The 15585-nt window shown below is 64.8% G+C and carries 11 protein-coding genes, 1 tRNA gene and 1 pseudogene; 6 read left to right on the top strand and 7 right to left on the bottom strand.

Features of this window, described 5'->3' with window-relative positions:
• Nucleotides 1-30: 30 nt before the first annotated feature.
• A tRNA-Asp gene (locus AACQ95_RS03355) sits at nucleotides 31-107 on the top strand.
• A gap of 336 nt (nucleotides 108-443) precedes the next feature.
• Nucleotides 444-944 carry an NUDIX hydrolase gene (locus tag AACQ95_RS03350; RefSeq protein WP_241280571.1) on the top strand — a complete coding sequence of 167 codons (501 nt, stop codon included), beginning with the start codon at nucleotides 444-446 and terminating at the stop codon, nucleotides 942-944.
• Between the two features lie 54 nt (nucleotides 945-998).
• Here AACQ95_RS03350 and AACQ95_RS03345 read toward each other — a convergent pair whose 3' ends face one another.
• Entirely contained in the window at nucleotides 999-2282 is a 1284-nt protein-coding gene (locus AACQ95_RS03345) for a HAMP domain-containing sensor histidine kinase (RefSeq protein ID WP_241280570.1), read from the bottom strand.
• Complete coding sequence (locus AACQ95_RS03340; RefSeq protein WP_241280569.1) at nucleotides 2279-2959, bottom strand: response regulator transcription factor; 681 nt, start codon at nucleotides 2957-2959, stop codon at nucleotides 2279-2281. Before AACQ95_RS03340 ends, AACQ95_RS03345 begins: the two co-directional genes overlap by 4 nt.
• A 162-nt stretch (nucleotides 2960-3121) precedes the next feature.
• Between AACQ95_RS03340 and AACQ95_RS03335 the strand changes: the two genes are divergently transcribed.
• Together AACQ95_RS03335 and AACQ95_RS03330 are read left to right on the top strand one after the other, a co-directional pair.
• Nucleotides 3122-4282 carry an efflux RND transporter periplasmic adaptor subunit gene (locus AACQ95_RS03335; protein ID WP_241280568.1) on the top strand — a complete coding sequence of 387 codons (1161 nt, stop codon included), beginning with the start codon at nucleotides 3122-3124 and terminating at the stop codon, nucleotides 4280-4282.
• A gap of 2 nt (nucleotides 4283-4284) precedes the next feature.
• On the top strand, nucleotides 4285-6231 hold the full coding sequence (locus AACQ95_RS03330) for a MacB family efflux pump subunit (protein ID WP_277604526.1): 1947 nt from the start codon (nucleotides 4285-4287) through the stop codon (nucleotides 6229-6231).
• A 307-nt stretch (nucleotides 6232-6538) separates the two neighbouring features.
• On the opposite strand, the gene AACQ95_RS03325 is transcribed toward AACQ95_RS03330, so the two are convergent.
• The 5 genes and pseudogenes from AACQ95_RS03325 to AACQ95_RS03305 form a co-directional block, all read right to left on the bottom strand.
• A complete protein-coding gene (locus tag AACQ95_RS03325; RefSeq protein WP_241280567.1) occupies nucleotides 6539-7375 on the bottom strand; it encodes a transporter substrate-binding domain-containing protein in 837 nt (278 codons plus the stop codon).
• Complete coding sequence (locus tag AACQ95_RS03320; protein WP_043554110.1) at nucleotides 7372-8133, bottom strand: amino acid ABC transporter ATP-binding protein; 762 nt, start codon at nucleotides 8131-8133, stop codon at nucleotides 7372-7374. Before AACQ95_RS03320 ends, AACQ95_RS03325 begins: the two co-directional genes overlap by 4 nt.
• Entirely contained in the window at nucleotides 8130-8810 is a 681-nt protein-coding gene (locus AACQ95_RS03315; RefSeq protein WP_241280566.1) for an amino acid ABC transporter permease, read from the bottom strand. Before AACQ95_RS03315 ends, AACQ95_RS03320 begins: the two co-directional genes overlap by 4 nt.
• Before the next feature lie 92 nt (nucleotides 8811-8902).
• Nucleotides 8903-9568, bottom strand: a pseudogene (locus AACQ95_RS03310) (amino acid ABC transporter permease).
• Complete coding sequence (locus AACQ95_RS03305) at nucleotides 9565-10776, bottom strand: threonine synthase (protein WP_241280565.1); 1212 nt, start codon at nucleotides 10774-10776, stop codon at nucleotides 9565-9567. Before AACQ95_RS03305 ends, AACQ95_RS03310 begins: the two are co-directional and overlap by 4 nt.
• Before the next feature lie 239 nt (nucleotides 10777-11015).
• Between AACQ95_RS03305 and AACQ95_RS03300 the strand changes: the two genes are divergently transcribed.
• Nucleotides 11016-13163, top strand: a complete 2148-nt coding sequence (locus tag AACQ95_RS03300) for a prolyl oligopeptidase family serine peptidase (RefSeq protein WP_241280564.1) — start codon at nucleotides 11016-11018, stop codon at nucleotides 13161-13163.
• Nucleotides 13164-13310: 147 nt separating this feature from the next.
• A complete protein-coding gene (locus AACQ95_RS03295) occupies nucleotides 13311-15464 on the top strand; it encodes an AsmA family protein (protein WP_241280563.1) in 2154 nt (717 codons plus the stop codon).
• Nucleotides 15465-15585 lie beyond the last annotated feature (121 nt).

The following is a 15585-nucleotide window of genomic DNA, read 5'->3' as shown; positions in this document are numbered from 1 at the left end:
GACAATTTAGCAAAAAGCTAACCAGACAGCGGAGCGGTAGTTCAGTCGGTTAGAATACCGGCCTGTCACGCCGGGGGTCGCGGGTTCGAGTCCCGTCCGCTCCGCCAGTAAATTGAAAGGCCTTCCCGATCGGGAAGGCCTTTTTGCTATTTGGTTTTGACGAACGGCATAAGGAAACAAGGAACAACAAACTGGGCTGCGACTCGCCACTGGCAACTCGGTCCCGGTCTGTTGTCCCTTGTGCTTGAGCCGGACTCTGTCCGTCTCCCCGTCCGCTCCGCCACCAACAAGAAGCCCAGTCGAAAGACTGGGCTTCTTCTCGTTTTGCATTTCTTCTTGTTTCATCGCCCAGGGGCGCTATGCACTTGGCCCATCAAGCCTTTCCATTTGGCGAGGCCATCGGCATACAATGCCCTCTGGTTTCCAATGGGAGATTTGCCCCTATGTTCTGCCCGCGTTGTGGTGTCAAATCGCTGCAAAAGCGCAGCGAGAAAGAGTTTGCCTGTGGCTGTGGTTTTCATTTTTTCCAGAATGTGGCGTCGGCCGTGATGGTGGCCTTGTGCTGGCAGGATGAAGTGCTGGTTGCGGTGCGAGGGAGAGACCCTGGCAAGGGCTTGCTGGATCTGCCCGGCGGCTTTGTCGACCCCGGTGAGTCGCTGGAAGAGGCGCTGGTCAGGGAGCTGAAAGAGGAGCTGGGGCTGGATCTGACGGGGGAGACGCCTCGCTATCTCGGCTCCTTTGCCAACGTCTATCCCTATGACGACGTGGTCTATCACACCTGCGATACCGTCTTCCTGCTGGAGCTGGCACACAAACCTGTCGTCGTTGCAGCCGACGATGTGGCCGCCTGCGAGTGGCGCAAGCTGGCTGGGATTTCGCCCACCGAGTTTGCCTTCCGTTCCACGGGCGCAGCCATCGGCCAGCTGCAAAGATTGCGGGGATGAGTTGCCTCACAGCTTTCGAGCGTGGCGACCAGATGGCTGAGCTGGAATAAGGGGCTAGCCCGGCAGATGTAGGGTGACGACCAGGCCGCCCTCCTCGCCATTTCTGGCCTCGACCCGCCCACCCTGGGCCTGAATGGCCTTGCGGGTGATGGCAAGACCCAGCCCATAACCCTTGCCCGCCGCGGGGGAACCGATTCTGACGAAGGGATCGAAGATGCTGGAGAGCTTGCTCTCATCCACACCCATGCCCTGATCCGCCACCTCGATGGCAAACTCTGCTCCCTGCCGCTGCAGGGTCAGGGTGATGATCTGTCCCGTCTGGGAGAAGCGCAGGGCGTTGCGCAGCACGTTGTCGAGGGCGCGGCGGATCAGCTCCGCCTGTCCGCAGATGGTGTACTCGACCTCCTCATCCGCCTGCTCCCTTATCTCGACTCCCAGGTGCTGCGCCTCGTAGCGGGTGTCGCTCACCACAGCCTCGACCAGCGCCTGCAGATCGTAATACTCCTCGCCGTCCCGCTCGCCATGGCTGGCGCGGGTGAGGGTGAGCAGCTCGCCGATCATCTTGTCCATGCGCTGGGTCTCGAGCTGGATCCGCGCCAGGGATCCCTCGATCCTGGCTGGATCCTGCTGGGCCAGACCTATGGCCAGTTGCAGCCGGGCTAGGGGGGAACGCAACTCGTGGGAGACGTCGTGCAGCAACTGCTCGCGGCTCTCCACCAGCAGTTGCAGCCGTTCGGCCATGGCATCGAAGTCGTGGGCCGCGTCGCTGATCTCGTCGTGGCGTCGCCGCATCAGAGGGTAGAGGCGAACCCCCAGATCCCCCTGGGCGAGGCGCTCGAACCCCTGCCTGAACCGGTTCATGGGGCGGGTCAGGTGCCAGGCGAGCAGGGCGCTGAAGAAGAGGCCGCCGAGTCCGCCGATCCACCACATGGGGAGCGGCATGTTGAGCCAGTCGCTGCGGGGTTGTGGCGGTGCCAGCTGCCGTTGCAGGCCGGCTGTGTCGTAGTCGAGCCGGTAGTGCTGGCCATCGGCTCCCAGCAGGATACGGCCGGTCTGCGTTGTGGATTGCTCCGTTACGACCGGTTCAAGGCGCAGCAATCCTTGCTCAACTACGGGCCAGCTGGCCTGCAGGGCCGCAACCGCAGTCGGTCCCTGGCGTTGCAGCAGAGCGGCGGCCGAGTCCAGCTGGCGTTCGGCCAGCTGCCTCGCCATCCGCTGTTCCGGTGGCCCCTCGTGGCGATAGAGGCTGAAGGCCACCCACAGCAGCTGGCTCATCATTATGATGGTGAACCAGAAGCCGAACAGTATCTTCCAGAACAGGCGCCCCTTGAGGATCATGCCAGCCGGTATCCTATGCTGCGCACCGTCTCTATGCCGATGGCTTCGCCCGCCAGCGCCTGCAGTTTCTGGCGGATATTGCAGATGTGCACGTCGACGCTGCGATCATAGGGCTCGCGCGGGCGGCCAAGCCCGAGCAGGGAGAGCTCATCCTTGCTGACCACCCGCTCCGGTGAGCGCAGCAGCAGTTCCAGCAGATTGAACTCGGTGGCGGTCAGCTCCAGCGGCGACGCTTGCCAGTGGCACTGGCGGGTGGCAGGGGAGAGCGTCAGGCCGGCGAGGCGCAGGCTGTTGTCCCTGCCGGTTTTGGCGGGCGCGGGCTCGACCCGGCGCAGCACGGCCCTCAGCCTGGCCACCAGCTCCCTCGGGTAGCAGGGCTTGGGCACATAGTCATCGGCCCCCATCTCCAGCCCGATCACCCTATCTATGTTGTCCCCCTTGGCGGTGAGCATGATGACGGGGATCTGGCTGGCGTGGCGGATCTGGCGCAGCACCTCGCTGCCATTGAGGTCGGGCAGCATGATGTCAAGCACCACGGCGGCATAGTTGCCGGAGAGGGCGTGCTGCACGCCGCTCTTGCCGGTCAGCACATGGGTGGTGGCAAAGCCTTCGCCGCCCAGGTATTCGCTCAGCATGGTGCCAAGCTCCAGATCATCGTCCACCAGCAGGATCTTCATCACTCTTCTCCATCTCGGGTCGACGCCATTTTCCCGTGTCCGCTGCCCGCTGACAGCTGCTTTTACGCAATCCTTACACTGCCCTGCAAGAGGCTTAACCGGACATTGGAGTAGATTGCACTGGCTTGTTTCATCCCTTTGTTACACCCAAGGATATCCGTGATGGTCCCTGCCCGTCTCCTCGTTGTTCGCCTGCTGCCGCCAGCCCTCTTGCTGCTCGCGGCCGGCTGGCTGTTTGCGCCGTCCGATGCGGCGCCGGCAGCGTCCTACATCACAACCCCGGCCGAGCGGCGCGATCTGGAGCAGAGCGTGCTGGCTGACGGCACCCTGCAGGCCCAGCAGCTGGTGAGCGTGGGGGCTCAGGTGTCGGGGCAGATCAAGGCGTTGCACGTGGCGCTCGGGGAGCAGGTGAAGCAGGGCGATCTGCTGGTCGAGATCGACGATCTCACCCAGCAGAACGCCCTCAAGGATGCCGAAGCCGCCCTCGACAACGTGCAGGCCCAGCTGGCCTCGCGCCGGGCGACCCTGCGCAACAACCAGCTGGTGTTCGAGCGTCAGCGCAAGGTGCTGGCTCGGGGGCTCGGCAGCCAGGCCGACTACGACAGCGCCGAGGCGACCCTGACCGCCACCCGTGCCGACATCCGGGCGCTGACGGCGCAATCCGTGCAGGCCCGCATCGCGGTGGACACGGCCCGGGTCAATCTGGGTTATACCCGCATCGTCTCCCCCATGGCGGGCACCATAGTGGCGATCCCGGTGGAGCAGGGGCAGACGGTGAATGCGGTGCAAAGCACCCCGACCATGGTCAAGGTGGCGCGGCTCGACACCATGACGGTGGAGGCGCAGATCTCGGAGGCGGACGTGATCAGGGTCAGCGCCGGCCTGCCCATCTACTTCACCGTGCTGGGGGCGCCGGAGCGCCGTTACCAGACCAGGTTGCGCGCTATCGAGCCCGCCCCCGACTCCATCAATGACGACACGACCAGCAGCAGCTCGACCAGCACGGCCGTCTACTACAACGGCCTGTTTGAGGTGGAGAACCCCGAAGGGGCCCTGCGCATCGGCATGACGGCTCAGGTGCACATAGTGCTGGCGACCGAACGCAGCGCCTTGGTGATCCCGGCCATCGCCCTGAGCGGTGACAGGGTGCAGGTGGTGGATGGTGCGGGCCAGCCCCAATGGCGGCAGGTGAAGGTGGGCCTCAACAACAAGGTGGATGCCCAGATCCTGAGCGGCCTCGAGGCCGGGGAATCCGTGGTGGTGAGCCAGTCGACGGCCCAGAGTCAGCAGAGCGGGCGCATGGGCCCGCCCATGGGGATGTGATCATGAGCCAGCCACTGCTGCAACTGAACGGGATCCGCCGCTATTTTGGCGACGGGGATCGGCGAGTCGAGGTGCTCAAGGGGATCGATCTGACCATAACGCGGGGGGAGATGGTGGCCATCGTCGGCGCCTCAGGCTCCGGCAAGTCGACCCTGCTCAATATTCTGGGCTGCCTCGATCAGCCGAGCTGCGGTCACTACCGGGTCGCCGGACAGGAGACCGGCCGGTTGACGGCGGATGCGCTGGCGGCCCTGCGCCGCGAGCATTTCGGCTTTATCTTCCAGCGCTACCACCTGCTGGGGGATCTCAGTGCCCGCGACAACGTGGCGTTGCCGGCCATCTATGCCGGACTGGCCGGCGATGCGCGAAAGGCCAGGGCCGAGGCCCTGCTGCAGCGGCTCGGGCTGGGTGCCCGTCTCGACTACATGCCGAGTCAGCTTTCCGGCGGTCAGCAGCAGCGGGTCAGCATTGCCCGCGCCCTCATCAACGGCGGTCAGGTGATATTGGCGGACGAGCCGACCGGTGCCCTCGACAGCCAGAGCGGGGCCGAGGTGCTCGGCATACTGCGCGCCCTGCATGGTCAGGGTCATACCCTGGTGATAGTGACCCATGACATGGGGATCGCCGAGCAGGCCGAACGCATCATAGAGCTCAAAGACGGGGCCGTGGTGGCCGATCGCCGCCAGAGACAGGCGACCCCCCAGCCTGTACGGGAGACGGTGCGGACTGGCCGGACGGCCTGGCGCGGCTGGCTGGACAGGTTCACCTCGGCCTTCAGGATGGCGCTGCTGGCCATGCAGGCCCAGCGGATGCGCACCTTCCTCACCATGCTCGGCATCATAATCGGCATCGCCTCCGTGGTTTCCGTGGTGGCGCTGGGGCGCGGCTCCCAGCAGCAGGTGCTGGCCAACATCAGCGCCATGGGCACCAGCACCCTGGAGATCTTCCCCGGCAGCGGCTTCGGTGATCGGCGGGCCGAGGCGATCCAGACCCTGCGAGCCGAGGATGCCGACGCCCTGAGCAGGCTCGACTACGTGCACAGCGTGACCCCCAGCCTGACCACCAGCGTTACCCTGCGCCGGGGCAGTCAGGCGGTCTCAGGCACGGTAAACGGGGTGGGGGAGCAGTTTTTCCAGGTGCGCGGCTATCGGTTGCTGCAGGGCATGTTGTTCGATGCCGCCAGCGTGGCCAGCCTGGCGCAGGAGGTGGTGATAGACGCGAGCAGCCGGGATCGGCTGTTCGCGGCGGGGGAGTCGCCGCTCGGGCAGGTGATCCTGCTGGGCACACTGCCATGCCGGGTGATAGGTGTGGTGGCCCGCAATCAGAGCGGGTTTGGCAGCGATGAGAACCTCAACGTCTGGATCCCCCACACCACGGCCATGAAGCGGATGCTGGGCCAGAGCCATCTGCGCAGCATCAGCGTGCGGGTGCGGGATGAGGTGGCGCTGGCCGCCGCCGAGGACGGCCTCACCCGGCTGCTGCGCCAGCGCCACGGCACTCAGGATTTCTTCGTGCTCAATACCGACAGCATCCGCCAGACCATCACCAGCACCAATGCCACCCTGACCCTGCTGATCGCCATGATAGCGCTCATCTCCCTGGTGGTGGGGGGCATAGGGGTGATGAACATCATGCTGGTGTCGGTGACCGAGCGTACCCGCGAGATCGGCGTGCGGATGGCGGTGGGGGCCAGGGCCGGCGACATCATGCAGCAGTTTCTGATCGAGGCTGTACTGGTCTGCCTGCTGGGCGGGGTGGCCGGGGTGCTGCTCGCCCTGCTGGTTGGCGTCTTGTTCGCGCACTTCAGCAGCCAGTTTGCCATGAGCTACTCCCTGGGCGCCGTGCTGGCGGCCTTCCTCTGTTCCAGCCTGATTGGCGTGTTGTTCGGCTTCTTCCCGGCGCGGCGGGCGGCGCGGATGGACCCTATCCACGCGCTGGAGCGGGAGTAGGCACACTCTTAGGCGCCTTGGCGCGCCACCCCATTCGCCTGCGGGGGCGGGAGTTCATCCCTCTTCGGCACCCGGGGCGGATTGGCCAGACGGCACCCTGTGCCAGTCCGGCAGCCTGAACAGTGTCATCGACGTGACACAGCCTGCTCTGCGCGGGTTTTCAACCGGGCCCCGTGGCCCGGTTCTTTTTCGCATGCGAAAAAAAGGCGCCACCCGAGGGGGACGCCTGAAAGGTCAAACCTTGCGGTTTGCGGACCAACGGAACCAAGACTTCACACACTTCACACTCTCAGCACTTTTGGCAGGCTCAGCCCTGCCACTTGCCTCCTTCCACTATCACGTCGTTGGGATCGGTATCGGCGCTCAACTTGTCGCGCACATACTGGTCATACAGCTTGAGCAGGTACTTCTCTTCCCCCAGCTTGGCGAGACGGTCGTTGACCCAGTCACGCAGCTCGATATTGCCCTTCTTCACCGCCGGTGCGATCGGATCTTCCGAGCCCAGCTTCTGGGGCAGCACGCGATAGCCCGGGTTCTCCTTGGCCCAGCTGAACAGCACCAGGTTGTCCTGGGCGTAGGCATCGCCACGACCCTGGGCCAGCGCCTGCAGGGATTCGGTGTTCTTCTCGAACTTGAGTACCTTCCAGTCCGGGTGGTTGCGGGTCAGCCAGATGTCGGCCGTGGTGCCCGTGGTGACGATCAGGGTCTTGTCCGCGAGATCGTCCAGCCCCTTGGCGGCGCTCTTCTCCGGCACCAGCACCTGTACCGCCACCCTCAGATTCGGGTTGGTGAAGTCCACCACCTGACGCCGCTCCGGGGTTACCGTCATGTTGGCGAGGATCAGATCCACCTTGTCGCTCTGCAGGAAGGGGATGCGGCTGGCGGGCTCGACCGCCACGAATTCGATCTTGTTCTCGTCCCCCAGCAGATCCTTGGCGAAGCGGCGACCGAGATCCGTGTCAAAGCCCACGTAGTGCCCTTTCTCATCCACGTAGCCAAACGGCGGTTTGTCGGTGAAGACGCCGACGATGAGCTTGTCGCGGGCCTTGATCTTGGCGAGGGAACCGTCCGCCGCCTGGGCGGCGCCGCTGGCAAGGCCCAGCCCGATCAGGGCACTGAACAGAACCGAGGTGATTTTTTTCATGCTGACTCCTTTCGTTTGATGACATTTGTATAAGAAAACTTGGCGAGGAACTGGCGTGCACGCTGGCTCCTCGGGTTATCGAAGAACTGGTGGGGGGCGCCCTGCTCCAGAATGTGGCCGCCATCCATGAAGACGATGCGATCCGCCACCGCCTGGGCAAACGCCAGCTCGTGGGTGACGATGAGCAGGGTCATGCCGCTGCCGGCGAGATCCCGGATCACCTCCAGCACCTCCTGCACCATCTCGGGATCCAGGGCGGCGGTCACCTCGTCAAACAGCATCACCTGGGGGTTCATGCACAGGGCCCGCACTATGGCGATGCGCTGCTGCTGGCCGCCGGAGAGCTGGCGCGGATAGTCATGGCGCCGCTCCCACAGGCCGATGCGGGTCAGCAGCTGCTCCGCCTGCAGCAAGACTTCGGCCCGCTCCCGCTTCTGCACCTGCAGAGGGCCAAGCAGCACGTTCTCCAGCACAGTCAGGTTGGGGAAGAGGTGATAGCTCTGGAACACCATGCCTATGCGCTGGCGTACCCGTTGCCAGTCGGTGGCACCATCCAGCAGCACGCCGTCGAAGCGGATCTCGCCCCCCTGAATCGGCTCTAACCCGTTGAGGGTGCGCAGCAGGGTGCTCTTGCCGCAGCCACTCGGCCCCAGGATGACGATCACTTCCCCGGGGTTCACCGTGAGGCTGACCTCGTCCAGTACCCGGTTTTGGCCGAATTGTTTGCTGACAGCATTGAGTTCAAGCAGAGGTGTCATACCGCATTACCCCATTTTTGCTCCAGCCGGCGCGAGGCGAGCGAGAGCGGATAGCAGACCGATAAGAAGAACAGAAACAGCAGGCCGTAGATGAGCACGGAGGCATAGGTGCGCTCTATGATCTGCTGGCCCACCTTGATCACCTCCACCACCTTGATCACCTCCACCACCCCGATCAGCACCGCCAGCGAGCTGGTCTTGATGATGCGGGTATAGATGTTGATGGTCGGCGGCGTCAGCCGCTGCAACGCCTGGGGCAGCAACACGTGGCGATAGAGCTGCCAGGTCGAGAGCCCGAGCGCCAGCCCAGCCTCCTGTTGACCACGGGCCTGGGATCCCAAGCCGCCGCGCACCACTTCCCCCACCTCGCTGGCGCCCCAGAGGGCGAGCACCAGCACGGCGCACCAGAAGGCCGGAATATCGAGGCCGAAGAAGATCGGCAACCCGAAGAAGAAGAGGTAGAGCCACACCAGCACGGGCACCACCCGAAACAGCTCCAGATAAACCCGCAGCAGCCCTCGAACCAACCGGCCTCCCTGTTGCGCCAGCACGCCGTAAGCGACGCCGCCCAGGGTGGCGAACAGGATGGCGAGCAGCGAGATGGCGAGGGTCAGGCCTGCGCCAATGGCCAGCAGAGGCAGCGCCTGCGTCAATAACTCAGTAACCGAACCGGCCATATTGAACCCTCCTTTCCAATCCACGCAGGGCGAGTGATGACGATGATGGGGCGATCTGCTCCCTCATCGAAGACAGCCTCAGTCCAGATAACTCAGTGACCGAACTGACCATGTTGCAGCCTCCTTTCAACGACCCGCAGGGCGAGGGACAGCGGCAGGAAGATCAGCACGCACATCAGGGTCAGCACAGCCAGCATCTCGTAGGTCTTGTAGTAGAGGGCTATGTAGTTCTTGGTGGTGTAGAGCAGCTCGGGCACGGCCACCGCCGAGGCCACGGTCGTCTCTTTCAGCAGAAAGATGAAATTGGCAAACAGCGCCGGCAGGCTGGCGAGCCAGGCCTGGGGCAGCTGCACGTGGCGCAGCAATTGCCAGCGGGAGAGACCTATGGCCCGGCCCGCCTCCAGCTGGCTGGTGGGTACGGCCTGCACCCCGGCCCGCAGCGCCTCTGTCAGATAGCCACCGCCGAGGAAGGTCATGGCGATCACCGCAGTGGCAAAGCCGGACAGCGACAACCCCAGCGCCGGCAGCCCGAAGTAGAGGAAGAACAGCTGGATCAAGAGCGGCGTGTTGCGAGCCAGCTCCACATAGACGCGGATCACCCTGTTCAGCCAGGACCTGTGCAGGCTCAGCAGGGTCACATTGAGCAGAGCCACGGTGAGCGAGGTGAGGATCACTAGGGCGCCGAGCTACAGCGTGACCCAGACCGATTGGCCGAACGCCGGCAGCGTGGTGAGGACAAAGGACCAGTCGAAGGTCATGCCGGTATCCTCCCGTCACGGCGCAGCCGCTGGGGCAGCACTGTGATGGCGTCCGGGTACTTGATGCCGGCGCCCGTGTTGAGCACCACTACCCGCTCGCCCTCCCGGATCCAGCCCGCTTCGCGCAGCTGACGGGCGGCGGCGAAGGCGGCCGCCCCCTCCGGGCAGACGAAGCTGCCCTCCTGGGAGGCGAGCTGGCGGATCTCGGCGGTAATTGCCCGCTCATCCACGGCGATGGCGCAACCCTCGGTGCGATAGAGGGCATCGAGCACCAGAAAATCCCCCAGCGCCTTGGGCACATTGATGCCGAAGGCCAGGGTCTGGGAGTCGGGCCAGAAGCGCGACTCGCGCTCCCCCTGCTGCCAGGCCTGCACTATGGGGGCGCAGCCGCTCGCCTGCACCGCCACCAGCCGGGGCAGGTCGCCCTTGATCCAGCCCAGTTCCTGCAACTCCAGCAGCGCCTTGTAGATGCCGATGAGGCCGACGCCGCCCCCCGTGGGGTAGAGGATCACGTCCGGCAGGGTCCAGCCGAACTGCTCGGCTATCTCCAGCCCCATGGTCTTCTTGCCCTCGATCCGATAGGGCTCCTTCAGGGTGGAGGCATCGAACAGGGACTGCTCCGCCACCGCCTGGGCGACCTGGCGACCGGCGTCGCTGATGAGGCCATCCACCAGATAGAGGCGGGCACCGGCCAGGGAGGTTTCCAGCCGGGTGATGGCGGGGGCCGCCTGCGGCATGACTATGGTGCTGCGCAGGCCGGCGCGGGCACCGTAGAGCGCCCAGGCCGCACCGGCGTTGCCGTTGGTGGGCATGGCGAAATGCGCGATGCCGAGCTCGCGGGCACGGGAGATGCCGACCGCTGCGCCGCGGGCCTTGAAGGATCCTGTGGGTATGATGCTCTCGTCTTTCATCCAGAGATCCGGTATGCCGATCTGCTTGCCCAGGGTGGGCAGGGGCAAGAGCGGGGTGAGCCCTTCCCCCAGGGTGACGACGTGAGCGGGATCGCGTACCGGCAGCAGCTCGTGATAGCGCCACAGGCTGGCGGGACGGCCCAACAGGTCGGTGGGGCGCCAGGCCTGCTTCAGAGCCTCGAGATCGTAGCTTGCCAGCAAAGGCGCCCCTGCCCGGCTCAGTTGCTGGGGCTGGTCGGCATCATGGATCTCGCCGGTCTTGCTGCAACGCAGATGTGATAGGTAGCTGTACGGCATGCTTTATCCTGAATGAGTCGTCTGAGTCAGTTGCTTATTCCATCCTGTGACCCAAGTGCCGGATAACAAACAAAATAAAGTGGCAAACTTAAGCGAAAAAATTCATATGACTCCGTTCAGCCATGCCAGTGTCGGCTCAGGGGGAAGTGGCATCCGCCAGCCAAGCCTGTGGGGGGTTGGGCCATCCGGCACTCTTTGCTACCCTGCCTGTTTCACCGATACCGCAGGGAGCCGCATCGATGCGAGCCATTGTCAGCCTGCTGGCCCTGTCACTGCTGAGTGCCTGCAGCGGCCAGTCAACCAAAGAGGATGCCATGTCAGGGAAAGCGCGCCTTCACTACCCCGTTACCCGCCAGAGCGAGCAGGTGGATCACTACTTCGGCCAGGCCGTGGCCGATCCCTACCGCTGGCTGGAGGATGATCGCAGCCCGGAGACCGAAGCCTGGGTCAGGGCCCAGAACCGGGTGACCCAGGATTACCTGGCGCAGATCCCGTTTCGCGATGCCATCAAGGGCAAGCTGGCCGCCTCCTGGAACTACACCAAGGAGGGGGCGCCGTTTCGCGAGGGGCGCTACCACTACTTCTTCAAGAACGACGGCCTGCAGAACCAGAACGTGCTGTGGCGCCAGCTGGCGGGCAAGCCGGCCGAGGTGTTCCTCGATCCCAACCTGCTCAGCCCCGATGGCACCACGGCGCTGGATCAGCTGAGCTTCTCCCGTGACGGCAAGACGCTTGCTTACTCCCTGTCGCTGGCGGGCAGCGACTGGCGCGAGATCCACCTGATGGACGTGGAGAGCAAACAGCCGCTAGAGACCCCCCTCAGGGACGTGAAGTTCAGCGGCATCAGCTGGCTTGGCAACGAGGGTTTCTTCTACTCGAGCTACGACAAGCCGGACGGCAGCGAGCTGTCGGCCAGGACAGATCAGCACAAGCTCTACTTCCACCGGCTCGGCACGGCGCAGGAGGAGGACCGCCTGGTGTTCGGCGCCATCCCGGCCCAGCAACACCGCTACGTGGGGGCGACCGTGACCGAGGATGATCGCTATCTGCTCATCTCGGCGGCGGACTCCACCTCCGGCAACCGCCTCTATGTGAAGGACCTGACCCGGGAGGGGGCCCCGCTGCTGACGGTGCAGGGGGATCTGGCTGCAGACGTGAGTCTGGTGGACAACAAGGGCAGCAGGCTTTACCTGCTGACCAACCGGGACGCCCCCAACCGCCGGCTGGTGACTGTGGAGGCGGACAATCCTGGCCCCGAACAGTGGCGCGATCTCATCCCGGAGCGTCAGCAGGTGCTGACGGTGCACAGCGGCAGCGGCTATCTGTTCGCCGAATACATGGTGGACGCCACCGCCCGGGTCGAACAGTTCGACCATGACGGCAAGCGGGTGCGCGAGGTGGCGCTGCCGGGGCTCGGCAGCGTGAGCGGCTTCAACGGCAAGCAGGATGATCCCGCCCTCTACTTCGGGTTCGAGAACTATGCCCAGCCGCCGACTCTCTACAAGTTCGAGCCCAACAGCGGGGCCATCAGCCTCTATCGCGCCTCGGCTGCGCCGTTCAAACCGGAGGATTATGTCTCCGAGCAGCGTTTCTACCAGAGCAAGGACGGCACCCGGGTGCCGCTCATCATCAGCTACCGCAAGGGGCTGAAACTCGATGGCAGCAACCCGACCATCCTCTACGGCTATGGCGGCTTCGACGTGAGCCTGACCCCGAGTTTCAGCGTCTCGGTCGCCAACTGGCTGGATCTGGGGGGCGTCTATGCGGTGGCCAACCTGCGTGGCGGTGGCGAGTACGGCCAGGCCTGGCACCTGGCGGGCACCAGGATGAACAAGCAGAACGTGTTCGACGATTTCATCGCCGCGGCCGAGTACCTCAAGGCCGAGGGTTACACCCGCACCGACCGGCTGGCCATCAGAGGCGGCTCCAACGGCGGTCTGCTGGTGGGAGCCGTCATGACCCAGCGCCCGGATCTGATGCGGGTCGCCCTGCCGGCTGTGGGGGTGCTCGACATGCTGCGCTACCACACCTTCACCGCCGGGGCGGGCTGGGCCTATGACTACGGCACCAGTGCCGACAGCGAGGCCATGTTCGACTACCTGAAGGGCTACTCGCCGCTACACAGCATCCGGGCCGGGGTCAGCTACCCCTCGACCCTGGTGACCACGGCGGATCACGACGACCGTGTGGTGCCGGCCCACTCCTTCAAGTTTGCCGCCACCCTGCAGGCTGACGGCGCAGGCCCCCATCCCCAGCTCATCCGCATCGAGACCAATGCCGGGCACGGGGCGGGCACGCCGGTGGCAAAACTGATCGAGCAGAGTGCGGACATCTATGCCTTCACCTTGTACGAGATGGGTTACCGGCAGTTGCCGGTCAGCCCCTGAGATCAGGGCCCTGCGGGGCCCTTTTTGTTGTCAGCCCCGGCTGCGACCATCCCTGTCTCGCCGCGATCCGGTTTCGGGCGGCGGGGGCCATCCGCCGCGCCCCCGGTGGTATAGTCAGTCACAGGATCAGCATTCAAGGAGTCCATCGTGAAGAAGATCATCTACATACTGCTGGGGCTTGCGCTGGCCGCCCTGGTATCCATAGTCGCTCTGGTGAGCCTGATCGACCCCAATCAGTTCAAGCCCCAGCTGGTGGAGCAGGTGCGCAAGAGCACGGGCCGCGAGCTGGTGATGCAAGGGGATATCGGCTGGCGTTTCTGGCCAAGCCTGGGTCTCTCCCTCGAGAAGGTGGCGCTGCGCAACCCGGCCGGTTTTGCCGAGCCGGATCTGGTGCGCTTCGAGCTGGGTCAGGCCTCGGTGGCCCTGCTGCCGCTGCTCTCCCACCGGCTGGAGATTGGCGAGGTGACGCTGAACGGGGCACACCTCTTCATCCAGACCAAGGCCGATGGCAGCTCCAACCTGAGCGATCTCATCAAGGCGTCCGAGGCTGCCAAGGGCAGCGAGCCCGCGCCAGGTGGCCAGAGCCAGCCCCCTGCGGGTAATGGCCAGACCTGGCAGATCAGCTTGCAGGGTGTGGTGCTGGAGCAGGCCAGCGCCCTGCTGCAGGACGATCGCGACGGCACCATTTCCCGCCTCGAACAGCTCGACCTCAACCTGGGTCAGCTGGTGGTGGATCAGTGGGTGCCTGTGACCCTGGCCGCCAGGGGCGCGCGCGGGGATCTTGCCTTCGATATCAAGGGACAGACTCAGCTCAAGCTGGCCCGGGAGGAGACAGCCAGCGAACTCAAGGATCTCAGCCTGAGCGGCAGCCTGAGTGCGCCGACACAGCGACTCGATGCCTTCTCCCTCAAGGCCGACCGGCTGGCACTGGGGCAGTGGAGCAGCCTCACGCTCAGTCTGCAGGGCGCTCAGGGAGCGGCAGACCAGCCGACTCTGGCCGGCTCCCTGGAGGGGACCCTCAAGGCGCGGCTCGATCAGGGGCAGCAACTGCTGGAAGTGTCGGATGCGGTGCTGGCCGCCAAGCTGCAAGGCTCGGCTTTGCCGCGCCCGCAACTGGATCTCAAGCTGGCCGGTTTTGCCCGCGCCGAGCTCGACAAGCAGACCATCACCCTGAGCAAGCTGGTGCTGGATGCCGACAAGACACTGCTGAGCGGGGAGGGGGTTGTGCGGCTCGGCGCCGTGCCCAGGGTCGACTTCGATCTCAAGGGCGACAAGCTGGATCTCGACGCCTGGCTCGGCAAACCGGCAGCGACCCAGGCCGCAGCGTCAGCGCCTTCGACTCCCGTGAAGGCGGCGACGGACAAGGAGGCCGCCCCCAAGGTGGCCCAGGCACTCTCGGCGGTGGAGCCGGATCTGAGCGCCCTCATGGCGTTTGATCTGGCCGGTCGGCTGCAACTGGGCAGCCTGCGGCTGAAGGGACTGGACTTGAGCACCGTCGATCTGCAGCTGGCGCTGGCGGGTGGCCAGCTCAGCCTCAAGCAGTTCAGCGCCGGCGTGGCCGGCGGTCAGGTGACGGCGAACGGCGTGCTCGATGCCCGTCAGCAACCTGCCCGCTACCAGGTACACAAGCGGGTGCAGGGGGTGAACGTGCGCCCGTTGCTGCAGACCCTGGCCCAGAGCGATCTGCTGGAGGGCAAGGGGGATCTCGAGGTACAGGCACAAGGTAGTGGCCTCTCCGAGCAGGCGCTGCGCAGCCAGATGCAGGGCAAGGTGAGCCTCAAGTTGAGCGACGGTGCCCTACACGGCATCAACCTGGCGGAGATGATCCGCGAGGCGCGGGCCACCCTGACCGGCAAGGGGGCCGAGCAGGTCAAGGAGGCCCGCAAGACCGACTTCAGCGCCCTCACCGCCAGCTTCCAGATTGCCAACGGCGTGGCCCGCACCAACGACATCCAGCTGTTTGCCCCGGCCCTGCGGGTGAAAGGCGAGGGCCAGACAGCCCTGGTGCCGGAGACCCTGGATTTCCTGTTCCTCACCTCCATCGTCGAGAGCAGCAAGGGCCAGGGCGGCAAGGATGTGGATGAGCTCAAAGAGATCACCATACCGGTGCGCATCGGCGGTCACTGGCAGGCTCCCAGCTACCGGCTCGACGTGAAAGCCTTGCTCGGCAACAACAAGCTGCTGGAGGAGAAGGCCCGCAAGGAGGCCGAGCGCGGCCTGAAAAAATTGCTGGGGGACAAGGCCGACAGCGAAGGCGTCAAGGGGGTTGCGGATCAGCTGCTCAAGGGGCTGTTCAAGTAGTTATCCCTCCTTTCATTGTCATTCAGAGCCCGCCCCGTGCGGGCTCTTTGCTGCCGCTAGTCCATGTGTCTGGGCCTGGCTGTTCACTGTCGGATGGGACTGGCAGTAAGAAAGCCCGGTT

It is taken from the genome of Aeromonas sp. MR19 (assembly GCF_963899305.1).
In the GTDB taxonomy this organism is placed as follows: domain Bacteria; phylum Pseudomonadota; class Gammaproteobacteria; order Enterobacterales; family Aeromonadaceae; genus Aeromonas; species Aeromonas bestiarum.
Note: the sequence above shows the minus strand (reverse complement) of the source record. Positions and strands in the feature narration are given on the sequence as shown.